At 70.2% G+C, this 24,311-nt stretch carries 26 protein-coding genes and 1 pseudogene; 12 read left to right on the plus strand and 15 right to left on the minus strand.

The window, feature by feature from the left end; genetic code table 11:
* Together ACWD6R_RS11210 and ACWD6R_RS11215 are read left to right on the plus strand one after the other, a co-directional pair.
* A partial coding sequence (locus tag ACWD6R_RS11210; RefSeq protein ID WP_451818446.1) for a VTC domain-containing protein occupies nucleotides 1-425 on the plus strand: 425 nt, incomplete at its 5' end.
* Nucleotides 426-482: 57 nt separating this feature from the next.
* A pseudogene (locus ACWD6R_RS11215) lies at nucleotides 483-882 on the plus strand (arsenate reductase ArsC); the annotation flags it as partial.
* A gap of 1,188 nt (nucleotides 883-2,070) precedes the next feature.
* On the opposite strand, the gene ACWD6R_RS11220 reads toward ACWD6R_RS11215, so the two are convergent.
* Entirely contained in the window at nucleotides 2,071-2,220 is a 150-nt protein-coding gene (locus ACWD6R_RS11220; protein ID WP_451818447.1) for a hypothetical protein, read from the minus strand.
* 581 nt (nucleotides 2,221-2,801) lie between these two features.
* Between ACWD6R_RS11220 and ACWD6R_RS11225 the strand changes: the two genes are divergently transcribed.
* Nucleotides 2,802-3,599: an SGNH/GDSL hydrolase family protein gene (locus tag ACWD6R_RS11225; protein WP_451818448.1), complete on the plus strand. Its 798-nt coding sequence runs from the start codon at nucleotides 2,802-2,804 to the stop codon at nucleotides 3,597-3,599.
* A 229-nt stretch (nucleotides 3,600-3,828) separates the two neighbouring features.
* Here the strand turns inward: ACWD6R_RS11225 and ACWD6R_RS11230 are convergent, their stop codons facing one another.
* Together ACWD6R_RS11230 and ACWD6R_RS11235 are read right to left on the minus strand one after the other, a co-directional pair.
* Nucleotides 3,829-4,212 carry a nuclear transport factor 2 family protein gene (locus tag ACWD6R_RS11230; RefSeq protein WP_451818449.1) on the minus strand — a complete coding sequence of 128 codons (384 nt, stop codon included), beginning with the start codon at nucleotides 4,210-4,212 and terminating at the stop codon, nucleotides 3,829-3,831.
* A 40-nt stretch (nucleotides 4,213-4,252) separates the two neighbouring features.
* Entirely contained in the window at nucleotides 4,253-5,089 is an 837-nt protein-coding gene (locus tag ACWD6R_RS11235) for a class I SAM-dependent methyltransferase (RefSeq protein WP_451818450.1), read from the minus strand.
* Nucleotides 5,090-5,159: 70 nt separating this feature from the next.
* On the opposite strand from ACWD6R_RS11235, the gene ACWD6R_RS11240 reads away from it, so the two are divergent.
* The gene (locus tag ACWD6R_RS11240) at nucleotides 5,160-7,028 is read left to right on the plus strand and encodes a S9 family peptidase (protein ID WP_451818451.1); all 1,869 of its coding nucleotides are present in this window, start codon (nucleotides 5,160-5,162) and stop codon (nucleotides 7,026-7,028) included.
* Between the two features lie 211 nt (nucleotides 7,029-7,239).
* Entirely contained in the window at nucleotides 7,240-8,049 is an 810-nt protein-coding gene (locus ACWD6R_RS11245; RefSeq protein ID WP_451818452.1) for an SURF1 family protein, read from the plus strand.
* Nucleotides 8,050-8,121: 72 nt separating this feature from the next.
* Here the strand turns inward: ACWD6R_RS11245 and ACWD6R_RS11250 are convergent, their stop codons facing one another.
* From ACWD6R_RS11250 to ACWD6R_RS11265, 4 genes are all read right to left on the minus strand, one after another.
* Nucleotides 8,122-9,354, minus strand: coding sequence for a hypothetical protein (locus ACWD6R_RS11250; protein ID WP_451818453.1), 1,233 nt, complete (start codon nucleotides 9,352-9,354; stop codon nucleotides 8,122-8,124).
* 65 nt (nucleotides 9,355-9,419) lie between these two features.
* Nucleotides 9,420-9,995: a SigE family RNA polymerase sigma factor gene (locus ACWD6R_RS11255; RefSeq protein ID WP_451818454.1), complete on the minus strand. Its 576-nt coding sequence runs from the start codon at nucleotides 9,993-9,995 to the stop codon at nucleotides 9,420-9,422.
* Between the two features lie 358 nt (nucleotides 9,996-10,353).
* On the minus strand, nucleotides 10,354-11,418 hold the full coding sequence (locus ACWD6R_RS11260; protein ID WP_451818455.1) for an aspartate-semialdehyde dehydrogenase: 1,065 nt from the start codon (nucleotides 11,416-11,418) through the stop codon (nucleotides 10,354-10,356).
* Nucleotides 11,415-12,686 (minus strand): aspartate kinase, encoded by a 1,272-nt coding sequence (locus ACWD6R_RS11265; RefSeq protein WP_451818456.1) that lies wholly within the window; start codon nucleotides 12,684-12,686, stop codon nucleotides 11,415-11,417. Before ACWD6R_RS11265 ends, ACWD6R_RS11260 begins: the two co-directional genes overlap by 4 nt.
* Before the next feature lie 268 nt (nucleotides 12,687-12,954).
* On the opposite strand from ACWD6R_RS11265, the gene ACWD6R_RS11270 reads away from it, so the two are divergent.
* Nucleotides 12,955-13,239, plus strand: a complete 285-nt coding sequence (locus ACWD6R_RS11270) for a hypothetical protein (protein ID WP_451818457.1) — start codon at nucleotides 12,955-12,957, stop codon at nucleotides 13,237-13,239.
* A 39-nt stretch (nucleotides 13,240-13,278) separates the two neighbouring features.
* Here ACWD6R_RS11270 and ACWD6R_RS11275 read toward each other — a convergent pair whose 3' ends face one another.
* The 3 genes from ACWD6R_RS11275 to ACWD6R_RS11285 all read right to left on the minus strand — a co-directional run bounded on the left by ACWD6R_RS11275 (nucleotide 13,279) and on the right by ACWD6R_RS11285 (nucleotide 15,093).
* Entirely contained in the window at nucleotides 13,279-13,938 is a 660-nt protein-coding gene (locus ACWD6R_RS11275; protein WP_451818458.1) for a DUF5063 domain-containing protein, read from the minus strand.
* 134 nt (nucleotides 13,939-14,072) lie between these two features.
* Nucleotides 14,073-14,672 (minus strand): recombination mediator RecR, encoded by a 600-nt coding sequence (gene recR / locus ACWD6R_RS11280; RefSeq protein WP_451818459.1) that lies wholly within the window; start codon nucleotides 14,670-14,672, stop codon nucleotides 14,073-14,075.
* An 85-nt stretch (nucleotides 14,673-14,757) separates the two neighbouring features.
* Entirely contained in the window at nucleotides 14,758-15,093 is a 336-nt protein-coding gene (locus ACWD6R_RS11285; protein WP_451818544.1) for a YbaB/EbfC family nucleoid-associated protein, read from the minus strand.
* A gap of 374 nt (nucleotides 15,094-15,467) precedes the next feature.
* Here ACWD6R_RS11285 and ACWD6R_RS11290 point away from each other — a divergent pair, with 374 nt between their 5' ends.
* Entirely contained in the window at nucleotides 15,468-16,268 is an 801-nt protein-coding gene (locus ACWD6R_RS11290; RefSeq protein ID WP_451818545.1) for an SLATT domain-containing protein, read from the plus strand.
* 78 nt (nucleotides 16,269-16,346) lie between these two features.
* On the opposite strand, the gene ACWD6R_RS11295 is transcribed toward ACWD6R_RS11290, so the two are convergent.
* The 3 genes from ACWD6R_RS11295 to ACWD6R_RS11305 all read right to left on the minus strand — a co-directional run bounded on the left by ACWD6R_RS11295 (nucleotide 16,347) and on the right by ACWD6R_RS11305 (nucleotide 19,338).
* Nucleotides 16,347-16,997, minus strand: coding sequence for a hypothetical protein (locus ACWD6R_RS11295; protein ID WP_451818460.1), 651 nt, complete (start codon nucleotides 16,995-16,997; stop codon nucleotides 16,347-16,349).
* Between the two features lie 125 nt (nucleotides 16,998-17,122).
* Complete coding sequence (locus ACWD6R_RS11300) at nucleotides 17,123-17,842, minus strand: GntR family transcriptional regulator (RefSeq protein ID WP_451818461.1); 720 nt, start codon at nucleotides 17,840-17,842, stop codon at nucleotides 17,123-17,125.
* Between the two features lie 113 nt (nucleotides 17,843-17,955).
* The gene (locus ACWD6R_RS11305) at nucleotides 17,956-19,338 is read right to left on the minus strand and encodes an aminotransferase class III-fold pyridoxal phosphate-dependent enzyme (RefSeq protein WP_451818462.1); all 1,383 of its coding nucleotides are present in this window, start codon (nucleotides 19,336-19,338) and stop codon (nucleotides 17,956-17,958) included.
* A gap of 75 nt (nucleotides 19,339-19,413) precedes the next feature.
* On the opposite strand from ACWD6R_RS11305, the gene ACWD6R_RS11310 reads away from it, so the two are divergent.
* Together ACWD6R_RS11310 and ACWD6R_RS11315 are read left to right on the plus strand one after the other, a co-directional pair.
* The gene (locus ACWD6R_RS11310; protein WP_451818463.1) at nucleotides 19,414-19,575 is read left to right on the plus strand and encodes a hypothetical protein; all 162 of its coding nucleotides are present in this window, start codon (nucleotides 19,414-19,416) and stop codon (nucleotides 19,573-19,575) included.
* A gap of 158 nt (nucleotides 19,576-19,733) precedes the next feature.
* Nucleotides 19,734-21,659, plus strand: coding sequence for a serine/threonine-protein kinase (locus tag ACWD6R_RS11315; RefSeq protein WP_451818464.1), 1,926 nt, complete (start codon nucleotides 19,734-19,736; stop codon nucleotides 21,657-21,659).
* Between the two features lie 5 nt (nucleotides 21,660-21,664).
* Here the strand turns inward: ACWD6R_RS11315 and ACWD6R_RS11320 are convergent, their stop codons facing one another.
* Complete coding sequence (locus tag ACWD6R_RS11320) at nucleotides 21,665-22,072, minus strand: hypothetical protein (RefSeq protein WP_451818465.1); 408 nt, start codon at nucleotides 22,070-22,072, stop codon at nucleotides 21,665-21,667.
* A gap of 154 nt (nucleotides 22,073-22,226) precedes the next feature.
* Between ACWD6R_RS11320 and ACWD6R_RS11325 the strand changes: the two genes are divergently transcribed.
* From ACWD6R_RS11325 to ACWD6R_RS11335, 3 genes are read left to right on the plus strand one after another with little or no spacing between them, the layout of a single operon-like run.
* Entirely contained in the window at nucleotides 22,227-23,063 is an 837-nt protein-coding gene (locus ACWD6R_RS11325; RefSeq protein ID WP_451818466.1) for a helix-turn-helix domain-containing protein, read from the plus strand.
* Nucleotides 23,060-23,296, plus strand: a complete 237-nt coding sequence (locus tag ACWD6R_RS11330; RefSeq protein ID WP_451818467.1) for a DUF397 domain-containing protein — start codon at nucleotides 23,060-23,062, stop codon at nucleotides 23,294-23,296. Before ACWD6R_RS11325 ends, ACWD6R_RS11330 begins: the two co-directional genes overlap by 4 nt.
* Before the next feature lie 59 nt (nucleotides 23,297-23,355).
* The gene (locus tag ACWD6R_RS11335; RefSeq protein WP_451818468.1) at nucleotides 23,356-23,511 is read left to right on the plus strand and encodes a hypothetical protein; all 156 of its coding nucleotides are present in this window, start codon (nucleotides 23,356-23,358) and stop codon (nucleotides 23,509-23,511) included.
* A gap of 46 nt (nucleotides 23,512-23,557) precedes the next feature.
* Here ACWD6R_RS11335 and ACWD6R_RS11340 read toward each other — a convergent pair whose 3' ends face one another.
* Nucleotides 23,558-24,271, minus strand: coding sequence for a hypothetical protein (locus tag ACWD6R_RS11340; protein WP_451818469.1), 714 nt, complete (start codon nucleotides 24,269-24,271; stop codon nucleotides 23,558-23,560).
* Between the last annotated feature and the right edge of the window lie 40 nt (nucleotides 24,272-24,311).

Consider the following 24,311-nt stretch of genomic DNA (forward strand, 5'->3'; position numbering starts at 1 on the left):
CTCCCCGAACCAGGCACCCGGCAGCCACCAACGGCCACCGGGCACCCAAACACGTCCACACCTACCCTGACCTGCTGCTATTTACGCGTCAGAGGGCACGTACTGGGGCGACGCTCGCCGAGGTCGACGCGGCCGCCGCACTCCAGCACCGCACCGACCGCAAGTACCTGCTCCCGCTCGACCGCGCACGCTTCTTCGCCGACCAGCTCGCCGACAGCCACCGTGTCCTCGACCTCGCCGGACGGCGTACGACCAGCTACCTCAGCACGTACTTCGACACCCCGCAGCTTGGCGCCTGGCGCGCCCACGTCCAGCGGCGCCGCCACCGCTGGAAGGTGCGCACGCGCCTGTACGCGGAGGACGGGCTGTGCCGGGCTGAGGTGAACACCAAGGACGGCCGCCTCGGGCCGCAGCGACAGCAGTGAACCGGCCCAGTCCCAGCCCGGCGGCCATCGCGGCGAGGATCCACAGAGAGATCCCCGATGCCCGAGAAGCCGTCCGTGGCTGTTCGTCTGCGCCCACAACGCCGGCCGCTCCCAGACGGCCGCCGCCTGGCTGACCCGCCTGGCCGGGGGCCGCGTCGAGGTCCGCTCGGCCGGCTCCGACCCCGGTGACGCCGTTAACCCGGCCGCCGTCGAGGCCATGGCCGAGGTCGGCATCAACATCTCCGCCGAGACCCCCAAGATCCTCACCGTCGACGCGGTCAAGGAATCGGACGTCTGCATCACCATGGGCTGTGGCGACACCTGCCCGGCCTTCCCCGGCAAGCGGTACCTCAACTGGAAACTGGAGGACCCGGCTGGCCGGGGCGTCGAAGCCGTCCGCCCCATCCGCGACGAGATCAGGGCGCTGATAGAGGGCCTGATCGCCGAAATCGCCCCGCGGGACCGGGCTCCCCTGAGCAGCGACGCACCGCGCTACTCGGACTCGCACGGTCGGACCGTCCGCGCAGGCGGCAATCCGGCACCTCGCGACGGGCCGCACTCCAGGCCCTCAGCCCCGGCCGTCCGGAATGCGTGCTTCGTACTCACATGCGAATCTGAAAGTGGCCCCTCGTCCGAGATCGGCTACAGGAGGCGTAATCGTGAGCAAGAAGCAGAGCCGACAGAATCGCGGTGCCCGCACAGGTGGCCACGAACGCAGCGCGTCCGCGGAGACGAAGGATCAGACGCAGGCGCATATTCCGGAAGCTCCTGGGCCTGTGCGCGCGATATCGGAGCAGGTCTCCCACCGGAAGCAGCGTAGGTTCGGGCACAACTGATCTTCGGCGGCCGACCGCGACCGAAGCGCTGTGGTGGCACCCCGCGTGGGGGCCACCACAGAGTGCACCCGTCGGCCTGAATTCGCGCAGCCCCGGGCGCCATCTGTGGCGGCGCCCCGCGGGTATGCCGCTGATGCCGCGGCCGGCCTGCGAAGCCGCGTGGTGTCGCGTGAGCGGTCACCCACCCCGTTCCGTGATCCACCCGACGACGAGAACCGTGTCCCCTGTGCCCGGGCGCACGGTCAGCGCGACCGCTCCGCAGCCGTCGGCATCGGCGCCGGGTTCAGGTCGCCTGGCGTGAGCGGGACCGGATCGGCCACTTTGCCCAGCCACTGGGCCCGATGCCGCGCGCCCCTTCGATGATTTCGTAGCACCTCCCGCGCGCCCAGTGCGGACTCCTCGTCCGGCGCGTTCGCCCGGTCGGTTGCGACCGTGAAGCGCATCGCGGTGAACAGACCGCCCGCTGCGGCAGGTTTCGATGTCGATACCGGGGCCGGTGGTGATCCCGGTCGTCAGGATCCGTCGTACTGCCGCCTGCGCACCGAATACCGGCATCGTCATCCCGGTCGCCGGGCAGACCGCAACTGTGCGCGCTGTCGATACCGGGGGCGCCGGGTCCCGTCGTGGCCACGGTCAGGGTGACCGGTCCGTCGTCCGACGGGAGCAGGTTCTTGCGCACGCGGCGCAGCTCCTGGGGGCGGGGCGCCGAAGTCCAGCTTGCCGCCGCTCGGCCGGCCGTGTCCGAACACCGCTCGCAGTTCGGCATCGGTGAGCGTCTGACGAGCCGGCGTCGGCGTGGCCGGGCGCGTTCATGACGTGTGTCCGAGTCGAGCGGGCGTGATGATGCCCGTGTCAGGGGGCGTGGCGATGCCCGCGTCCAGCAGCGTGATGATGTCCGCGTCCTGCGCCGACACGGCGCCCAGCAGCGTCGCGGCACTGACGCCCTCCGGGCGCACCACGCCGTCGGCTCTCCGCAGGATCTCCGGGATGCCCGCCGAGCGACAGTTCGGAGTGGGACCGCCTGAGTGCCGCCGGCCGGGCGTGCCGTGCGTTCCGGCCCGTCAGGACAGGGTGAACAGCCCCTCCGCATCGATCACTTCGGCGCCCGCGGAGTCGGGCCTGGGCATGTCCCCGTAGGGTTGACCGACTTGGCCGGGAGCGGCGCCCTCCGGTCGATCTCGCGCCGTAACCCTGGGCCGACCGGACTCCTGGTCGCGCCGCACGAGGACGGCGAGTTGGGCCCTGCCGGACGGATAGGGCGGGCCCGTTCCTGTGTCCCGAGGCGCAGCGTCCGGCACACGTTTTCCAGGGCCTTGGGGGGACATCTCGATGTCGCGACCCCGGCTTCAGCGAGGCGCGTCGACTAAGACCGACCGGCAACCCACGGTGGACGGGCGGATCAGCATGCCCGAACGAACGATCATTCGGGCATTTCAGACGAGTTCTGGCGCAGCTATTACCGGCGGGTAGCACCAGCTGCTAGAAACGTCCTCGCTCACTCAACCCCCCACCCACCCCCCACACCGGAGGTCTAACAGGCATGTCAGTACGGAGATTCTGGGCGTCCGCATCCACCCTGGTCCTTGCCGTCGTGGCCGCGCTGGGCATGGCCCAGCCGGCCTCGGCCGCCGCCGGCGGGTATGTCGCCCTCGGCGACTCCTACTCGTCCGGCGTCGGCTCGGGAAGCTATCTCTCCAACTCCGGCAACTGCGACCGGAGCACCAAGGCCTACCCCTACCTCTGGGCGGCGGCGAATTCTCCGTCCTCGTTCGCCTTCGTCGCGTGCTCGGGTGCCACGACGAGTTCGGTCGCCGGCACTCAGCTGGGCGTACTGAGTTCGTCCACGACCCTGGTGAGCGTCACCGCGGGCGGCAACGACGTCGGTTTCGCCGATGTCATGTCGAACTGCGTCCTGTACAGCGAGTCCACCTGCCTGAGCGGCGTGAACGCGGCTGTCTCACAGATGCAGAACTCGCTTCCGTCCGGCCTTGGTTCGCTGTACAGCGCCATCCGTTCCCGTGCCCCGCAGGCTCATGTGGTGGTGCTGGGATATCCGCGGTTCTACCAGCTGAGCGGGACCTGCATCGCCGGGCTCTCCGAGACCGAGCGCTCGGCCATCAACAACGCGTCCAACGTGCTGAACGGTGTCATCGCCAAGCAGGCGGCCAATGCCGGATTCACGTTCTCCAGCGTGGTCGACGAGTTCAGCGGGCGCGAGATCTGCTCCGGCAGCGCGTGGCTGCACAGTGTCAACTGGCTCAACATCGGTGAGTCATACCACCCCAAGGCCGCGGGGCAGTCGGGCGGCTATCTGCCCGCCTTCCGCTCGGTCGCGTGACACGCAACGGGTAACGCGTTCGTACGGTACGGAAAGGTGTCGGTCCGCCGGGAAGTCTCCGGTGGGCCGCCACACGTCTGCCGTCCCGCTCAGGCGCGGCCGACGCCGCGTGGGTCTGCCGCACCTGCGGCGAGGAGGTCGTGATGAACACCCTCACCGTGGACGTTCGCGCCCCCGGCTGGGACCGGGCCGGCCCCACCCCCGTGGAGGCTGCCCTTGAAGCCGCAACTCAGTAACGCTCGACGAGGTGCTCCCGCCCTGCCGGGGGCTCGTACGGCTCCGGCCAGAAGTCCGTGATCTCCACGATCCGGCCCTGGTCGTCCCCCGTGAAGAAGTGGATGGCGTGCATCTCTTCCAGGCCTACGGTGAACAGCGTCCGTACGGCCACCTGTTCGCCTGCCCGGTCGGCCACGATCCGTTCAACACGGACATGCCAGTCCCCCGGATACTCCCGGTTGAACCGGAGATACCGCTCCTTGCCGCGGATGCGCTCGCGGGTCTGCGGCAGGTCGTAAAGCACCTCCTCGGCGAGCGTCGTCGCGAAGGTGTCCCAGTCACGTGTCTCGGCCGCGGTCCAGTACGTCTCCACCGTGGCGCGCAGATCGGCAGTCATGGTTCGAGTCTGAACCCCACCACTGACAACCGGCCTTCGCTCAACCCGCAGCCGGCTTCGACGCCTTGATCGAGTACATCAGTGGAATGCGGGGCCGGTCGGGCGGGAAGCGGTGGAACCCGTCGGCGTGCCGCTCCAGTGCCGCGAACCGCTGGAAGAGCGAGGCGTCGTGCTCGTGCAGGAACTCGATCCGCAGTCCGGCGGCGGCCAGCGCCGACACCACGTCACCGACGGGGTGCTGCCACTCGACGCTCCGGTTGTGGACGGTCGGTGCGTCGAGGTCCGCGTACGTACCCGGCGTCTCGTCGACCCATGCGTCGCGGCTGAAGTAGTCGTACGTGATCGTCGAGCCGGTCGCGTCATCGAGGCAGTCGGTCAGCGGATGGAACTCCGCGAGATAGAGGAATCCGCCGGGCGCGACGAGCGCGGCGGCGATCTCGGCCCAGCGGCGGGTGTCCGGCAGCCAGTTCAGCGCACCGACGCCGGTGTAGACGATGTCGTACGAGGAGTCGGGGACGGCCTCCGCCGCGTCATGCACATCGGCGGCGACGAACGCCGCCCGGTCCGGGGTGAACCCGAGCTCGCGGGCCAGACCACGGGCGGTCTCGACGGCGGGCTCGGAGAAGTCGAGCCCGACGACGTGCGTGGCGCCGTGCCGGGCCCAGGAGAGAGTGTCGAGCCCGATGTGGCACTGCAGATGCAGCAGCGACTTTCCCGCGACGTCCCCGACCTCCGCGAGCTCGAACGCACGCAACGCGTCCTTGCCCGCCCGGAAGGCGTCGAGGTCGTAGAAGTCGCTCGCCGTATGGATCGCCACGCGCTCGTCCCAGCGCGCGCGGTTGGCCTCGCGCCAGTCGTCCGGAGTCGGGGAGTACATGCCGGGAAGGTTATCCACAGGCTGAGGACGATGTGAACGGATTTTCCGTGCCCGACGCAGAATGGGGGGCATGACTGAGATCACTGGCTCGACGACCGACTCCGCTCCGGCGCGGGCGAACGGCTCCGTTCCGGCACCGACGACCGATTCCGTTCCGGTGTGGGAGCAGCGCTTCCGGGCGCCCCGGGTGTCGTTGCCCGACTGGGCGGAGGACGCGCCGGACCGTGCGCTGTTCGTCTCCAACGCGACGGGGACGTACGAGCTGTACGCATGGGACCGGGCGAGCGGGGATCAGCGACAGGTCACCGACCGGCCGAACGGGACGACGGACGGGGTGCTGACCCCGGACGGCGAGGCGATCTGGTGGTTCGACGACACCGACGGGGACGAGTTCGGGGTGTGGATGCGCCAGCCGTTCCACGGCGGTGGCGGTGAAGGGACGGCGGACCTGCCCGCGGCTCCCGGTCTCGCCCCCTCCTACCCGGCGGGGCTCGCGATCGGGCGGGACGGGACGGCGGTGATCGGCCGCTCCACCGACGAGGACGGGACGACGGTCCATGTCGTACGGCCGGGGTCCGCGCCCGTCGAGATCTACCGGCACCGCGAGTCGGCGGGCGTCGGGGACCTGTCGCACGACGGGACGCTGATCGCCCTGGAGCACACCGAGCACGGCGACGCGATGCACTCGGCGCTCCGCGTGGTGCGGCCGGACGGAACGACGGTCGCCGAGCTCGACGACACCAAGGGGGGTACGGAGGAGCTGGGGCTGACCGTGCTGGGCTTCGCGCCGGTGGCCGGAGACACCCGGTTGCTGATCGGGCATCAGCGGCGGGGACGCTGGGAGCCGATGATCTGGGATCCGGTGGCGGGGACGGAGACGGACCTCGCGATCGATCTGCCCGGCGACGTGGGCGCCGAGTGGTATCCGGACGGCTCCGCGCTGCTGATCGTGCACGGCTTCGAGGCCCGCAGCGACCTGTGGCGGTTCGAGCCGGGCACCGATACCGCTCCGGTACGGGTGGAGACGCCGGCCGGATCGGTGTCGGGTGCCACGGCCCGGCCGGACGGCACGGTGGAGTATCTGTGGTCGTCGGCCGCGCAGCCGCCCGTCGTGCGGTCCACGACGGGTGCGGTGGTGCTCGATCCACCGGGCGCGAAGGCTCCGGATTCGGTTCCGGTGGAGGACGTGTGGGTGGACGGTCCGGGCGGCCGGATCCACGCGCTCGTGCAGCGGCCCGCCACCCCGGTGGAGGGACCGTTCCCGACCGTCTTCGAGATCCACGGCGGCCCCACCTGGCACGACAGTGACGAGTTCGCGTCCGGGCCCGCCGCCTGGGTGGACCACGGCTACGCGGTGGTCCGGGTCAACTACCGCGGCTCCACGGGCTACGGGCGGGCGTGGACGGACGCGCTCAAGCACCGGGTCGGCCTGATCGAACTGGAGGACATCGCGGCGGTACGGCAGTGGGCGGTGAAGTCCGGGCTCGCGGATCCGGAGAAGCTGGTGCTGGCCGGGGGCTCGTGGGGCGGCTATCTGACCCTGCTCGGCCTGGGTACGCAGCCGGACGACTGGGCGCTGGGCCTGGCGGCGGTCCCGGTCGGCGACTACGTCACGGCGTACCACGACGAGATGGAGGCCCTGAAGGCGATGGACCGCACGCTGTTGGGCGGCACGCCGGAGGAGGTGCCCGAGCGGTTCGAGGCCTCGTCCCCGCTGACGTACGCCGGCGCCGTGAAGGCACCGGTCTACATCTCGGCGGGAGTCAACGACCCACGCTGCCCGATCCGCCAGGTCGAGAACTATGTGGACCGCCTGAAGGACCGGGGCGCCCCGCACGAGGTGTACCGGTACGACGCGGGGCACGGCTCGCTCGTCGTCGAGGAGCGGATCAAGCAGGTGCGGCTGGAACTCGACTTCGCCCGACGGCACCTCGGGTAGCGGCGTCCGGGCCCGCGCCAGGCCCTGGTGGCGCCCGGGCCGCGCGGGGGCCCTGGTGGCGCCCGGGCCGCGCGGGGGCCCCGCCACGCTCCGGCGCGGCGTCCCGTGCCGACCTCCGCCCCGCCCGGCGGCGTCCCGGGTGACCGGCGTCCTGGCCCGGGCGGTTGGGGGTGCTTGCGGCACCCCGGAGCGGGGACCGTACCGTGGAGGGGTGTACCGGTTCCTGCTGACCCCGCGATGGTGGGGGATCAACCTCTTCGCCGTCCTGGCCATCCCGTTCTGCGTCTTCATGGGCACCTGGCAGCTCGGGCGCTTCGAGGACCGCGTGCAGACACACGAACAGGCCCAGGAGCAGCCCGCCCCGGGCAGCAGGGCCGCCGAACCGCTCGACGATCTCCTGCCGGTCGACAAGGTGACGTCCGGGCGCCCCGCCACCGCAACGGGCCGGTACGCCGACCAGTTCCTGGTGCCCGGCCGGGAACTCGACGACAAGAGCGGCTTCTACGTCCTGAACCTGCTGCGCACCGACGACGGCAAGGCGCTTCCGGTGGTACGCGGCTGGCTGCCCGGCAAGGCCGGGCAGACCGCGGTTCCCGCCGCTCCGACCGGTGAAGTCACCGTGACCGGCGACCTACAGGCGTCCGAGAACGCGGGGACTGCGGGCGTCGACCCGGCGGGCGGACTCCCGGACGGCCAGCTCGGCATGATCAGTGCCGCGTCACTGGTCAACCTCGTCCCGTACGACGTGTACGACGCATGGGTGACGCTCCAGGACACCGACAGCAAGAGCACCGACGCCAAGAACAGCGGGGCCACTGCTCTGCGCCCCGTACCCGCCGTCGCGCCGCAGGGCGGTGGGCTCGACCTGAAGGCGTTCCAGAACCTCGGCTACACCGGCGAGTGGTTCGTCTTCGCCGCTTTCGTGCTCTTCATGTGGTTCCGGCTCGTCCGGCGCGAGGCGGAGGCCGCGCGGGATGTGCGGCTCGGCCTCGCGGACGGTGCGGACACGGACAGCACCTGAGGCGTGCTGACGCACATACGTGAGGGGCCCGCCGGCGGAAACCGGCGGGCCCCTCACGTATGTGCGTCGTCGCTACGCCGACGGGGCGATCACGCCCGTCCGGTAGATCGTGCCCGCGCAGGCGTTGGGGATCCTCGCCGCCGCGACCGACGAACCGGGCTCCGGAGTGTGTGTCACGGCGACGCTGCCCTCCAGCGTTCCGCCACCGTCCTCGCCACCGAACTGCGGCGCCGTCTGCGGCGTCCCTTCACTGGTGCCGCCGCTGGTACCCACCGCGCCGTCGGTCGGCGTCGGGGCCGGCGAGCTGCCGGCGGTCGGGCAGGTGTCCTTCGGTACCCAGGCGAACTGGACCTCGTACGTCATGGACGGCTTCAGCAGCACCGCGCCCGCCTCCTGCGACGGGTCGGGCAGTCCGGCCGCCGGGTCGCCCGCGGTGTGCTGGACGACATCGATCCTGGCCGGGTCGGCCGCGCCCGTCGTCTCGAAGCCCACGGTGCCGCTGCTGGTCACGGTGCAGTCCGTGCCGGAGGTGTTGGAGATACGGAACGTGCCGTACACCGTGCCGTCGGCACCGGCCGCGCCCGCCTGGGCGGAGGCGACACCGAGCTGCCCCGGGTCGCAGACCGGCGTCGAAGCCGCCGCGGTGTCGGCAGGGTCGGCGCCTCCGCCTGACGCGCTGCCGTCGGTGCCCGTGTCGCCGCGGCCCGAGGGGCTGCTGGTGCTGTTGGGGTGGCCGTTGGAGCCGTTGTTGTGTCCGTCGGTGCTGCTGCCGTGGCTCTTCTCGTCGGCCGTCGAACCGGAATCTGCGCCGTTGCCGCCCTGGGCCTGCTCGCCGTGTCCGACGATGGCCGGGGTGGCGGTGTCCGAGCCGGTGGAGCGGGCGACATGGACGAACGCGGGGACCGCGGTGCCGATGAGCAGCGCCGCCGCCGCCATGCCGACGACGGCCTGCCGCCGCCGGGCGCGCCGGGCGGGAACGGCATGCCGCAGGTGGTCGAGGGCACCGTCGGTGGGTGCGAGGTTCTGGACGGCGCCGTGGAACATGCGGCGCAGTGCGAGCTCCTCCAGGTCAGGGCCGGAGCCGCCGGCTACGCCGGAACCGTCGTCGGAGTCCGTGCCGAGGAGCTCCGACAGACTTCCGAGCCGGGCCGTTCCGGCGGGATCGTCGCCCCCGCCCTGCGCCTCCTGCGCGCCTGCCGCACCCGTCACGGATGCGGCAGCCTGCGTGGCGGCGTCCGCATCCGACTGCGGGTCCCGATCCCCGTTCGGCTGCGCGTTCGAGGTGTTCTCCGGCCCGTGGTTCACAATTCCGTTTCCAGTCCGGTCAATCCCACGCTCATGCGTGCGTCCCTGCCTGCGCTCGCGCCAGTTCATGCCTGGGCCTCCATCACGACGCGAAGCGCCGCGATTCCGCGCGAACCGTACGCCTTGACCGAACCCAGCGATATGCCCAGCGTCTCGGCCGCCTGGGCCTCGGTCATGTCCGCGAAGTAGCGCAGCACCAGTACCTCTCGCTGGCGCCGTTGCAGCCCCCGCATCGCTTTGATCAGCGCGTCCCGCTCCAGCTGGTCGTACGCGCCCTCCTCGGCGCTCGCCATGTCGGGCATCGGCTTGGAGAGCAGCTTCAGCCCGAGGATGCGGCGGCGCAGTGCGGAGCGCGACAGGTTGACGACCGTCTGGCGCAGGTACGCGAGTGTCTTCTCGGGCTCACGTACCCGGTTGCGCGCCGAGTGCACACGGATGAACGCCTCCTGCACCACGTCTTCACATGACGCGGTGTCGTCCAGCAGCAGGGCCGCGAGGCCGAGCAGCGAACGGTAGTGGGCGCGGTAGGTCTCGGTGAGGTGGTCAACGGTGGTTCCGGCTGCCACGCCGCGCTCAACGCCCTCGCGCTGCGACGGGAGCTGGGCGGGGCGCGCAGCGGGCATGGGCGCAATCACCGGCATACCGCCGGGTGCGCGGGGCCTCCGGAGCGGACGCACTGAAGCGCCCCGCAACGGGCCCACCACTGTGATATCGAGAACCTCTGCCACGCCTGTTGGACACGTTTCCCCCCGTCAGGGTTGTACGCGTACGGCACCGCGTTTGGCGCTGTGCGACATACCCTCATACGTACCTGCTCTTCCCCGAATGCCACGATTTCGCGCCCCGCCGCGCAAGAAGTGACCGCGTAGACGCACGCTCCCCGGCCGCCGGTTCCAGCAGGCCAAAGGTCATCGTCGGCCACCGCAACGTCCCAGCTCAAGAGGTTCAGACCAGCAACTTGTTCACCGGGGGTCCACAGAGCGTACAGAAACGGTCGGATCAGGTCCGGGGAAATTCTGCGGCCACTGTTTCGGCGATCTGCGCCACGTTCAGCGCCGCTCCCTTACGGAGGTTGTCGCCGCAGACGAACAGCTCCAGGGCGCGCGGATCGTCCAGCGACCGCCGGACCCGCCCCACCCAGGCCGGGTCGGTCCCCACGACGTCGGACGGCGTCGGGAATTCGCCGGATGCCGGGCTGTCGAAGAGGACGACGCCCGGCGCGGTCGCCAGAATCTCGTGCGCCCGGTCGACCGCGACCTCGTTCTCGAAGCGGGCGTGCACGGACATGGAGTGTGTCGCGATGACGGGTACGTACACACAGGTCGCCGCGACCCGCAGGCTCGGCAGGTCCAGGATCTTGCGGCATTCGTCGCGGATCGCCAGTTCCTCGGACGACCAGCCGTCCCCGGCGTCGGCCCCGGCCCACGGCACGACGTTGAGCGCCACCGGCGCGGCGAACGGCGAGTCCTCGGCGTCCCCGAGGGCGCGGCGTACGTCCCCGGGCCTGGTGCCCAGTTCCGTGCCCGCGACCATCGACAGCTGTTCGCGCAGCGCCACGACGCCGTCGCGGCCCGCGCCGCTCACTGCCTGGTACGAGGAGACGACGAGCTCCCGCAGCCCGAACTCGGCATGCAGCGCACCGACGGCGACGATCAGCGACAACGTGGTGCAGTTGGGGCTCGCGATGATGCCGCGCGGCCTGATCCGTACGGCGTGGGGGTTGATCTCGGGCACGACCAGCGGCACGTCCGTGTCCATCCGGTACGCCGCCGAGTCGTCGATGACGACGACACCCTTGGACACGGCGATCGGTGCCCATCGTGCGGACACGTCGTCGGGCACCAGAAAGAGGGCCACGTCCACGTCGTCGAACACGTCCTCGGTGAGTTCGAGGACTTCGGTCTCCTGGCCGCGTACGACCAGCTTGCGGCCGGCCGAGCGCGGCGAGGCGATCAGCGTCATATCGCCCCAGACGTCCGCGTGCTGCGAAAGGATCTGGAGCATGACGCCGCCGATCACCCCGGTCGCTCCGACGACCGCGAGCGAAGGGCGGCGAGGTGTCATCGGCCGGTGCCCCCGTAGACGACGGCGTCGTCGGAGTCGCTGTCGAGGCCGAAGGCGGTGTGCACGGCGCGCACGGCCTCGATGACGTCGTCGGCGCGGGTGACCACCGAGATGCGGATCTCGGACGTCGAGATCAGTTCGATGTTCACACCGGCGTCGGACAGCGCCTCGAAGAAGGCCGCGGTGACCCCGGGGTTCGTCTTCATACCCGCGCCGACCAGGGAGATCTTCGCGATCTGGTCGTCGTAGCGCAGCGACTCGAAGCCGATCGTGCCACGGTTGCGCTCCAGGGCGTCGATGGCCTTGCGGCCCTCGGCCTTCGGCAGCGTGAACGAGATGTCGGTCAGACCGGTCGACGCGGCGGAGACGTTCTGCACCACCATGTCGATATTGATTTCCGCGTTCGCGATGGTGCGGAAGATCGCTGCGGCCTCGCCCGGCTTGTCGGGCACGCCGACGACCGTGATCTTGGCCTCGGAGACGTCATGGGCGACTCCGGAGATGATCGCGTGCTCCACCTTCTGGTCCCCTTGCGGCTCGTTGCTGACCCAGGTGCCGCGCAGTCCGGAGAAGGACGAGCGGACGTGGATCGGGATGTTGTAGCGGCGTGCGTACTCCACGCACCGGTGCAGCAGCACCTTGGAGCCGGACGCGGCCAGCTCCAGCATGTCCTCGAAGGAGATCCAGTCGATCTTCCGGGCCTTCTTCACGACCCGCGGGTCGGCGGTGAAGACACCGTCCACATCGGTGTAGATCTCACAGACCTCGGCGTCCAGCGCGGCCGCGAGTGCGACGGCGGTGGTGTCGGACCCGCCGCGGCCGAGGGTGGTGATGTTCTTGCCCTCCTGGCTCACCCCCTGGAACCCGGCGACGATGGCGATGTTGCCCTCGTCGATCGAGGTCCGGATACGGCCCGGCGTGACATCGATGATGCGCGCTTTGTTGTGGACCGAGTCGGTGATGACGCCGGCCTGGCTGCCCGTGAACGACTGGGCCTCGTGGCCCAGGTTTTTGATCGCCATCGCCAGCAGGGCCATGGAGATCCGCTCTCCGGCGGTCAGCAGCATGTCGAACTCACGCCCGGCAGGCATCGGTGACACCTGCTCGGCGAGATCGATCAACTCGTCCGTCGTATCGCCCATCGCCGACACCACGACAACCACCTGGTTGCCGTTCTTCTTGGCATCGACGACTCGCTTGGCGACACGCTTGATGCCTTCGGCATCGGCTACGGAGGAGCCTCCGTACTTCTGCACGACAAGGCCCACGTGCGCTCCTCGCTCAATCCATTACTGCGGTCGACTCAGTTTAACGAGCAGTCCGGAATCGCCCCGCTGATATCGCATCGTGAGATGTCCCGCTCACCACGTGATCATCGGCGTGTCGCCCGGACTGCTCGTACGGGTCTGCTGCCCAGTAATCCCGGCACCACGCCGGCATGTGGCTCAGCCCACACCGGGCAAGGTCCACGATCTCCGGGTCCGTCCCTCCAGAGTGAACCGGAACGCCACGGACCGCCCCCGGAAACTCCCCCCGATGCACAAGCCGCTCCGCACCCTCCCGCTGCTTCTCGCCCTCGCCTCCGCGCCCCTGGCCGCCGCCCCGGCCCATGCGGGCGGCACCTGCTTTGCTACCCACACGGACGCACCGATCTGCGCGGGCGCCAACCCGTGGACGGAGATCGCCGGCCACTTGGCCCCGGGCATCCCGGTGAGCGGCACCCGCCAGGGCCCGGACGAGCTGTGGTGGGTGTCCCGCACGGACAACGGCGCACAGCCGGGCTCCCTGCGGGCGGCCGATCTGCGCTGCGACGGAGGGTGACGGGGGCCGGGCCCCACGGGGTCACTCCCGGCCGGACGGCTACTGCACCGGGCGCAGTCCCAGCGGTCCCGCGATCTCCTCGGCCATGACCCGGCCCGCCTCCTCGGCCAGGTCGTCGTCGACGGTCTCCGAGTCCGTGTCCAGCCCGTCCAGTTCCTGGAGGGGCTGGTTCAGGCGGATGTGGGCCACCAGGGACTGGAGGGCGCGCAGGGTCGCGGAGGCGGTGGAGCCCCAGTTGGAGAAGTAGGAGAACTGCCACCACCACAGCGCCTCGGTGACGCGGTCCTCCTCGTAGTGGGCCAGGCCGTGACGCAGGTCCGTGACCAGGTCGGCCAGGTCGTCGGAGATGCGGGCCGGGACCGGGGCCTTGCGGGGCTCGTAGGGGTCGAAGACCTCGGAGTAGACGTCGATCGGTTCGAGAAGGGCCGCGAACCGCTCGCGCAGGCCGTCGGCGTCCGGTTCGGCACCCAGGTCCGGCTCGTAGCGCTCGTCCGGGAGGACGTCCTCGTACGCGCCGAGCCGGCCGCCCGCGAGGAGCAGCTGGGAGACCTGGAGGAGCAGGGTCGGAACGGCCTGCTCCGGCTCGTCGACCTTGGAAATCTCGGTGACCGCGACGATGAACGTCTTGATCTGGTCCGCGATCTGGACGGCGAAGTCGTCCGGGTCCTGCCTTACGGAATTCAGCGTGGCGTCAGACATCGAGGGGACCTCCCGTGGGCACGGTCGCGAACGGTGAGTAGAACATAGCGCCGCTGAACGTAAAGCCGCCGTGAGACGTCAAGGTTTCGTCCGCAAAGATCCCGGCCGTGGTGCAGGTGTCGTACGGGGCGGGGTCAGACATCCAGCAAGCGCCTCCCCTCGAAGGCGCGGCCCAGGGTGACCTCGTCCGCGTACTCCAGGTCGCCGCCCACCGGCAGCCCGCTGGCCAGCCGCGTCACCCGCAGCCCCATGGGCTTGATCATCCGCGCCAGGTAGGTCGCGGTGGCCTCGCCCTCCAGGTTGGGGTCGGTGGCCAGGATCAGCTCCGTGATCGAGCCGTCGGCGAGCCTCGCCAGCAACTCACGGATGCGCAGATCGTCCGGGCCGACGCCCTCGATCGGGCTGATCGCCCCGCCGAGCACGTGGTAGCGGCCCCGGAACTCACGGGTCCGCTCGACCGCCACGACGTCCTTCGGCTCCTCGACCACACAGATCACCGTCTGGTCGCGGCGTGCGTCGCGGCAGATCCCGCACTGCTCCTCCTGCGCGACATTGCCGCACACCGAGCAGAACCGGACCTTGTCCTTGACCTCCAGGAGGGCCCGGGCGAGACGGCGCACGTCGGTGGGCTCGGCCTGCAGGATGTGGAAAGCGATCCGCTGCGCGCTCTTGGGACCGACGCCGGGCAGCCTGCCCAGTTCGTCGATGAGGTCCTGAACCACGCCTTCGTACAACGGAACGCCTTCCTGAGCCGAGTGCCTCGACCGCTACTGCTGTTGTTGTCCTCGTGGTACGTACGGTAGTTGCTGTGCAGCCGGATCAGAAGGGAAGACCGGGCATGCCTCCCAGCCCCTGGGCCAGCGGGCCCAGCTTCTGCTGCTGAAGCGCCTGCGCGTTCTCGTTCGCCGCCTGGACTGCGGCGACGACGAGGTCGGCGAGCGTCTCGGTGTCCTCGGGGTCGACCGCCCTGGGGTCGATCACGAGGCTGCGGAGCTCGCCGGAGCCGGTGACGGTCGCCTTCACCAGACCGCCACCCGCCTGACCGTCGACCTCGGTCCTGGCCAGCTCCTCCTGAGCCTGGGCGAGGTCCTGCTGCATCTTCTGGGCCTGCTGCAGCAGCTGCTGCATATTGGGCTGGCCACCACCGGGAATCACGGTCACTCCTGGCATTTCGACGACAAATGTTTCGGCATGCCGAGCCTACGTGGTCACCGGGAACCGCGCCCCACCCACTGTCGAGCAACCCTTTCGGGTGAGACCCGGTCAACTACGGCAAGACTCCTATACCTGATCACAGGGCATGCACACCCAGGAATACCGCGATTTCGGCCCCATGGCCCACCATTCGGCGGTAGGAAGGGCATGCATATCAATACGCACACGTGCGTCGTCCGTCACGCAGGGTTACACAAGCGGGACGGGCGGCCGCGTCGAAGGTCCGCCTGTCGTCGCATGCACGTGTCCCATACGCGCGTCCGAAACGTCGAAAACGCAGAGTGCAGAGGAGTGCCCGGGTGAGTCAGCCGGAGATGCAGCCCGAGAGGGCGCCCCGCAACGAGTCCGGCGCGCCCGGTTCGGCCGTTCCGCCGGGCTCGGGCCCGGGCTCCGGGCCGGGCTCGGAGCCGCGCTCCGGCTTCCGTGCGCGGGGCCGGGATCTGACCGGACAGCCGTTCCCGCTCGGCGACTGGGGTGAACCCGCGGAACGCCTCGACGAGCTGTACCGCTGGGTCGAGGCCGAGGCGCTGCGCACCGCCGGCTGGTATCTGAACGACCGGGTGTGGAAGCGGCGCGGCGCCAGGGCGCTGCGGATCGGCACGGCGGCCGGGGCGGTCGCGGGCGCGGCGCTGCCGCTGCTCGATCTGACGGGCGCGCTGCACGGGGCGGCCGGCTGGGGCTATCTCTCGCTGCTGCTGGGTGCCGCCTGCATGGCCTGCGACCGGTACTTCGGCCTGACCTCCGGCTGGATAAGGAACCTCGCCACGGCGCAGGCCGTGCAGCGACGGCTTCAGGTGCTGCAGTTCGACTGGGCGTCGGAGTGCGTACGGGAGGTGCTCGGGCCGACCGAGGGGACGGCGAGCGAGGCGGCCGAGCGGTGCCTGGGGGTGCTGCGGCGGTTCTCGGAGGACATCACGGATCTCGTACGGTCCGAGACCGCGGACTGGATGGTGGAATTCCGGGCCGGGCCTGCGCCGATGGGGATGCAGGCACTGGTCTCGGGGAGCGGGATCGGAGGGCGTACGGAGCCGGGGGCGGCGCAGGGGCGGTTCCCGATGCAGTCGGTGACCCGGCCGAACATGCCGCGGCAGCGACCACCGGAGTCACCCCGGTGACGGGTGGTCCCGGTGGGCGGTGACTCCGGTGGGCGGTGACTCCGGTGGGCGGTGAACTCGGCGGTCCGGGCCGCCGCGTCAGCTGAAGATGATCATGGAGCCTTGGGCGAGGCTGCGGGTCACCGCCGCGTGCAGGCCCAGCCAGACGTGCCGCTCCCGGGCGAACGGGCTGCCGGCGTACGGAATCGGGCTCGCCGGCTCCTCCAGCGAGGTCGGCGCGACGGGCGGCAGCGGGGCGGCCGGCGGGTTCGCCGGGTCGATGCCGATGGACGGAGCGACGTACTCCAGCTCCCGCAGCAGCCCGTGCGCCGAGCCGAGCGGGCCGCCTCCCTCCAGCAGCTGGTCGTTGGAGAGCGGGGAGGGGAAGTCCACGGGGACGTACGCCCCCGCATGGTCGTAGTGCCAGACCAGGTGGGATTGCCGCGCCGTCGGCTCGAACATTTCCAGCAGCTGCTCGTAGTCGCCGCCCAGTTCGTCGACCGGTGTGACGGCGAGACCGCTCAGCTGCAGCAGATAGGCGCGGCGCAGGAAGTGCAGTGCGTCGTAGTCGAAGCCCGCGACCGGGGCCACATCGCCGGTCAGACCCGGCATGTAGGCGTAGACGGGTACGGCCGGGAGTCCGGCCTCGCCCAGCGCGTTGTCGTAGACGGCTATCTCTTCGGCGAACGGGTTGTCGGGGCTGTGGCACAGCACATCGACGAGGGGGACCAGCCACAGGTCACAGGCCACGAAGTCTCGCTCTCCCACGGGATCTCGCGCGGTTCGCGCGATGGTCGGGACAGCGTAAGTGCGAGGGGGCCGTCGCGCACAGTGGCCCTTCATGACCGGCTGCGGAACACCTCGCCGCCGGACCGTCAGCCGCCGTGCCCCGGATGCGGCGGGTTGCCGGCCGCGAGCCGCTCCGCCCAGCTCAGCGAGTGGGCGTTGCGGCCGTCGATCACCGCGCGCACCGCGTCGCGGTCCCCGAGCGTGATCGCCGCGACCAGGTCCGGGTGACCGCTCCAGAGCCAGTCGCGCACATCCACGTCGCTGCGGAGGTACGGCACGGCGAACACCCAGGCCTGGATGCGCAGCCGGTGCAGGAAGTCGGTGATGTACGTGTTGCCGACGAACGCGCCCAGCTCACGCCAGAAGCGCAGGTCGTACCCGATGAGGATGTCGAGGTCACCGCCCCGCGCCGCCCGTGCGGCCTCCTCGGCGCGACGGCGCACGGAGACCAGCGCGTCGCGGTACTTCGCCGACTGCGCACCCTTCGGGCGGACCGGCCCGTCGAAGATGCTGCGGATGACTCCGTCGACGACCAGGGTGCGGGCCTCGACGATCGCCCGGTAGTCGTCCACGGTGAACTCGTGCACCCGGAACCCGCGGTGCTGGTCGGATTCGAGCAGGCCCTGCGCGGAGAGATCGAAAAGCGCCTCGCGGACGGGCGTCGCGGAGACCCCGTACTGCTCGGCGATCTGCTTGACGGTGAACTCCCGTCCCTGCTGCAGACGCCCGGCAAGCACCTCGTCACGCAGCGCGTCCGCGATCTGCTGCCGCAGCGTACTGCGGGTCACCGTTCCACTCGCGCGCATGGCGACCCTCCCTTTTCGGCTTCCGGTCACCTTAAGCCAGGGCCGGTGTGCCCTGATCCGGGCAGGGGGGAGGGACGCCATGCGGCTGGCCCGTGGAATGCGGGCGGAGTGCGTCAGACGGTGTGCTCGTCCGCGACGGACAGGGCCACGTCCAGGGCCGCCAGACCCTCCTTGGCCTCGGCCTCCGTGACGTTGCAGGCCGGAACGGCGTGGGTGCGGTTCATGTTGATGAAGGGCCACAGGCCGTTCTTCTTGCAGGCCGCGCCGAACGCCGCCATCGGCGCGTTGGCCGCGCCGGCGGCGTTGTACGGGACCAGCGGCTCCCGGGTCTCCTTGTTGCGGACCAGGTCCAGCGCCCAGAACGCGCCGAGACCGCGCACCTCGCCGACCGACGGGTGGCGCTCGGCGAGCTCACGCAGGCCGGGGCCGAGGACGGTCTCACCGATGTGGGCCGCGTTCTCGACGACCTTCTCGTCCTCCATGACGCCGATGGTGGCGACGGCCGCGGCGCAGGCCAGCGGGTGACCGGAGTACGTGAGTCCGCCCGGGTAGGGGCGGGTCTCGAAGGTGGCGGCGATCTCCGCGGAGATGGCGACACCGCCGAGCGGTACGTAACCGGAGTTGACGCCCTTGGCGAAGGTCATCAGGTCGGGTGTGACGTCGAAGTGCTCGGCGGCGAACCACGTGCCGGTGCGCCCGAAGCCGGCCATCACCTCGTCGAGGATGAAGACGATGCCGTACCGGTCACAGATCTCGCGGACGCCCGCGAGGTAGCCGGGCGGAGGCGTCATGATGCCGGCCGTGCCGGGGATCGTCTCCAGGATGATCGCGGCGATGGTGGCGGGCCCCTCGAAGGCGAGGGTGTCCTCCAGGTGCTGGAGGGCGCGGGCGCACTCCTCGGCCTCGGTCTCGGCGTAGAACGGCGAGCGGTAGAGGAACGGCGCCCAGAACCGTACGACACCCGCGGAGCCGTTGTCGGACGGCCAGCGGCGCGGGTCCCCGGTCAGGTTGATCGCGGTGGAGGTGGCGCCGTGGTACGAGCGGTAGGCGGAGAGCACCTTCGTACGGCCGGTGTGCAGCCGGGCCATCCGGACGGCGTTCTCGACGGCCTCGGCGCCGCCGTTGGTGAAGAAGATCTTGTCCAGGTCGCCGGGGGTCCGCTCGGCGATGAGGCGTGCGGCCTCGGAGCGGGCCTCGATCGCGAACGCGGGAGCGAAGGTGGCGAGCTTGCCCGCCTGCTCCTGGATCGCGGCGACGACGGTGGGGTGCTGGTAGCCGATGTTGGTGTAGACGAGGCCGCTGGTGAAGTCCAGGTAGCGGTTGCCGTCGTAGTCCCAGAAGTACGCCCCCTCGGCGCCGGCGACGGCGAGCGGGTCGATCAGGCCCTGGGCGGACCAGGAGTGGAACACGTGCGCACGGTCGGCGGCCTTCACGGCCGCACCGGCCGCGGAGTCGACCTGCGGAGCGTGGGAGGCATGGGAGGCATGAGGGGTCATGCGGCGAGCGTAGGTCGTGCGGTGAGCGGCTTGACATGGCCAACCTGTATGGCGTGGGGCGGTTTGGTGGGCAGGGTGTCGGGTCGGCGCGGCCCCGGCCACGCGGATTTCGCCGCGCGACCGGCGGAGGAGGAGCTGGGAGCGGAGGGCTTCGCGGAGACGGTGCGGGTGCTGGAGCGGCTGTCGGTGGCAGTCGACGCCGTGACCGACGCACAACCCACCCCGCCCAGCGCGTGAACCCGAGCCCGCCCAGCGGTTGAACCCGGCCCGTCCGGCGCTCGAGGACGGAACCGGCAGCGGACGGGGACCGGCACCCGGGCGGACTGCTGGGGCGTGACGTGCGCCGCTATTCTCGACCCGTCCGGCGTGTCGCCGTACGGGGGAGGTCGCACACCATGGAGAAGCTCGGGTCCACCGACCCGCAACGCATCGGCGCGTACCGCCTGCTGGGGCGGCTCGGCGCGGGTGGCATGGGGCAGGTCTATCTGGCCCGGTCCGACCGGGGCCGTACCGTCGCGATCAAGCTGGTACGCCAGGAACTCGCCGAGCAGCAGGAGTTCCGCGACCGGTTCCGCCAGGAGGTGCAGGCCGCACGCCAGGTCGGCTCGACGTGGACGGCCCCCGTGCTGGACGCCGACACCGAGGCCGCCGTGCCGTGGGTCGCGACCGGGTACGTCGCCGGGCCGTCCCTCCAGGTCACCGTCTCCGGGCGCGCGGGCGCAACGGTGGGGCCGGCCCCGGGAGCCTTCGGTCCGCTGCCCGAGCGTTCGGTCCACATCCTGGGTGCCGGGCTGACCCGCGCACTCCAGGCCATCCACTCCGCCGGGCTCATCCACCGCGACCTCAAGCCGTCCAACATCCTGCTGACGATCGACGGTCCGCGGGTCATCGACTTCGGCATAGCCCGGGCACTGGACACCGTCACCGACGGGGGCCTCACCCGCACCGGGGCGCTGGTCGGTTCGCCCGGTTTCATGGCGCCGGAGCAGGTGCGGGGCGAGCGGGTGACCGCGGCGTGCGATGTGTTCTGCCTCGGCTCGGTGCTGGCGTACGCGGCGACGGGCAGGCTTCCGTTCGGCGGGGCGGACAACGAGGTCCATGCGCTGATGTTCCGGATCGCGCAGGAGGACCCGGACCTGACCGGTGTCCCGGTGGATCTGGTCGACCTCGTCCGGGACTGCCTCCTCAAGGACCCGGCCGCCCGGCCGACGACGGACGCGATCCTGGAGCGGCTGGCGGAGGACGAGCCCGCCGAACCGTGGCTGCCGGGCGCGCTCCTCGCCCAGCTGGGCCGTCACGCGGTGGAGCTGCTGGACTCGGAGGACCCGGAGGACCTGGAGGACCTGGAGGAGCCGGAGGAGCCGGAGGAGCCGGAGGAGCCGGAGGAGCCGGAACAGCCCGCGGAACCGGCTGACCCGTCCGATCCGCAGGACGCGGTGCCCGCGGCGGCGGAACCGCCCGCCCCGCAGCCTCCGGCCCCGCAGCCTCCGGCCCCCCAAGCACCCGGCGGGGTCCATGCGATACCCACGGCGATCGGCACCTCAACCCCCCTACCGGGCCCTGCCCCCGCGTACGGCTACCCGCAGTTGCCCGCCCAGCCACACCCCGGCCAGGTACAGCCGTACGGCTACGGATATCCGCACCAGCAGCACCAGCCACCGCAGCACCCCGGTTTCGGCTCCACGCCTCCGTACGGCCCCCTCTATCCCGCCTCCGCCGCGCAGCCCGAACCGGTACGCCGCAGGGCGGGTTCGACCGTCGCTCTCATCTTGGTCGCCGTGCTCGTCGCGATCGGTGCGGGCGGTTCGGTGTACGCGCTCATGAGCGACGACGGCACGAAGTCCAGCGCGTCCCCGAGCAGTTCGCCCAGCCCGTCCGCGTCCGACGGCCCGTCCGAGGAGCCGTCGGACTCCCCCTCCGACGCTTCCCCGTCCCCCTCCGACGAGGAGAAGAACGGCGACGGCTCCATCCCCGAGGGCTACCTCGGTACCTGGTCCGGAAGCATCGACAACGCCGCCGGTCACTCGACCCGCGAACTCGTCATCCAGCAGGGCAAGGTCGGCCAGACCGTCCTCACCCTCACCGCGGAGGGTCCGATCGACACCGGCGGCACCTACCGCTGCGTCTTCCAGGCGGACCTGACCGACGAGCCGTCCCCCGACGGACCGATCCACATCGGCCCCTCCACGATCACGCTCGGCGAACCCATGACGTCCTGCACCCCCGGCAAGGCCACCACGCTGACCCTGTTGCCGGACGGCACTCTGCGCCGCGAGAACCCGGACACCGGCGAGAAGATCACGTACACGAAGACCGGCTGAAGGGTTCAGCCGAGCAGCGCTCCGGCCGCGTTGAGCAGCAGCAGCGTGTGGACGAACCTGCCGGGCGCCGTCGGCGGAAAGTGCCACGCCAGCGGCCAGGTCCGCCCGGTCAGCGCCGGGACCGGTACGTAACTCACGCACCCGGCACGCGCGTTCAGCTGCGTCACCCCGTCCGGCCATGCCTTGCGGGCGGTGCTCCCGGCCGGAACCAGGAAGTACACCGCCCGCCGCCCGTTCGCCTCGGTGACCACCGGGCCCGGCTCGCCTCCCGCCATGGCCTCCATCAGCGCGGCAAGCTTCCGCCCGTCGTCCCCGTCGACGCGCACGGCGTCGAATTGCACACCAGCTTTGCGGAGTTGGAATCCCGAGGCCGGAATCCAATCAAGGTTCAGTTCATGATTCGGCGCATTCACAGGGATATTCTGCGGCCGTTTCGCTAGCGTTCTCCCTGACTGACGAGGGGCGTCGCATACCCGTTGACCTGCGCGAACTCCTCTGAAACTGGGTTGATTTCGGTGGAGCCGAGTAGTGACCGGTTGAGACCGGTTGAGTCGAAAAGGGATCGCAATGGCGCGAGCAGAGAACAAGGAAACGGCGAGTCCGACGGTACAGATGGTGGCCGAGGTCGCCCGCACGATGCGCATCAAGCGGAAGTGGACCCAGGAACACCTGGGCACCGAAATCGGCTACTCGGCGGCGGCAGTCAGCGCGATGGAGACCTGCGCACAGCCGGCGAGCGACGACATGCTGGCGGCACTGGAACGGGTGCTCGGCGACGGCACGGGCATCTTCGAGAGCGCACGACGGTACGTACGGATGGAGAAGTATCCGGAGCAGTTCCAGAACTACGCGTTGCTGGAACAGGATGCGGTGAGACTCCAGTTGTACGCGACGCTCGTCGTCCACGGGCTTTTCCAGACGGAGGCGTACGCGCGGGCCCTGATCGGAGGCGGCTACCCGCCGCTGACCGACCCGCGGGTGGAAGAACTGGTCGAGGCAAGGGTGGCCCGCAAGGTGCTTTTCGACCGGGAGCCGGTGGCGCTGATCGAACTGATCCTGGAAGAGGCTGTACTGACCCGGGACATCGGCAGCAAGGAAATCATGCACGCCCAAATGCGGTATCTCGCAGAGTGTGCGCGACGTCGTAACGTGACGTTTCAGGTGCTGCCGCTGGACTGTGGACTGAGCGGCGAGCATGCGGGCGCCTATGGCGACATGAACCTCGTAGAAACCGCGGAACACGATCACCTCATCTACCTGGAGCCGCAGGAGGAAGGGAAGTTGATCACGGAGCCCGCAAAGGTGAGCACGTACGCCCAGCGATATGCAAAGATCCGGGCACAGGCCCTGGGTCCTCGTGAATCGCTGGGCCTCATCGAGCGGTTGGCAGGAGAACAGGCATGAGCAGCACCCTTCGGTGGTTCAAGTCCAGCTACAGCGACAGCGGCGGCGGCAACTGCATCGAGGTCGCCTTCGACTGGCACAAGTCCTCGTACAGCAACCCCAGTGGCGGTGACTGCATCGAGGTGGCCACCTGCCCCCACGCCGTCCACGTCCGTGACTCCAAGATCCCCGACGGTCCCACCTTCGCGGTCGCCCCCGACGCCTGGTCGACGTTCCTCACCTGGGCGGACTGAAGGCTCTTCGCAGGGTCTTGCACTGCCGGCCCCCACCGGCCACGGCCACCGCGGCACCGATGGGCGCGTGCGAGGAGGACGAGCGCGGCGCGGCCTGGGTGCTGCCGGGCGGGAAGACCCGGCCGGTGTACACGTCGGCGGTGCCCTTCGGCACGGGCTCGCTGGGGCTGCCGGCAGTCGGTGGAACGCTACTGGGCGGTGACTGGCAGCGGTGAGCGGGGGCGCGTGCAGGACCGAGTGCATCTGGCCCTGCACGCGCTTTCATCCCGGCCGACGCTTGCCGGGCAGCCGAATAGTCCTGACAAGCGGCATGTTCGCATACAACTCGGGCATTGCCGTCACCACAGGGCGCCCGTCCGGCCAGTCCAGCGTCGGCCGCGAAAGATGGATCGCGTGGCCCAGGTGCCACTCGACACCATCGCGAATCAGCGCACCCACCGCAGAAGCACCGGCGAAGTCCAGCTCCACGATCTCGGCGGCCGGCAGCGCACCGACATGATCAGCCAGCCCCTTCCTCGTACCGTCTGCGGCTGCCAGGCAGAGGGTCGGTACATAGACGTGCCGAGTCGGTCCGTGCGCGGTATTGACCATGAGCTGCGAGGCAAGCCGATTGCCTGCTCCGAGCGCGACGAGGGCGGACTCGTCATAGATCACCGCCGTCGACCCGGTCACAGGCCGGCCGGCCTCCAGGTCCTGCCAGACATTCTCGGCCCTGTCGTGATCATCGTCCGTGAGCGTCACACCGAAGTGCGTCTCGCAGTACGCCTTCGTCTCCTCGTACCGCTTCTGGAGTTCAGGCCGGGTCGGTGTCGCCCCGGCCAGTTCGGCGATCAGGTCACGCATGGTCAGGCCGCGCTCGCGGGCGAGAACCATGAGGCGGTCACGGACAGCGGGGTCAACCTTGACGGTGGTGTCGGCCATGACGAAAGTATACCGCCGGTATACCGCCTGGAGTGGGTCAAGCTGGATGGTCATGTCGCGCTTTCTCTTGGGCTTACCCGGCCCTGTTCCGGGC

Source organism: Streptomyces sp. NPDC005151 (assembly GCF_053599875.1).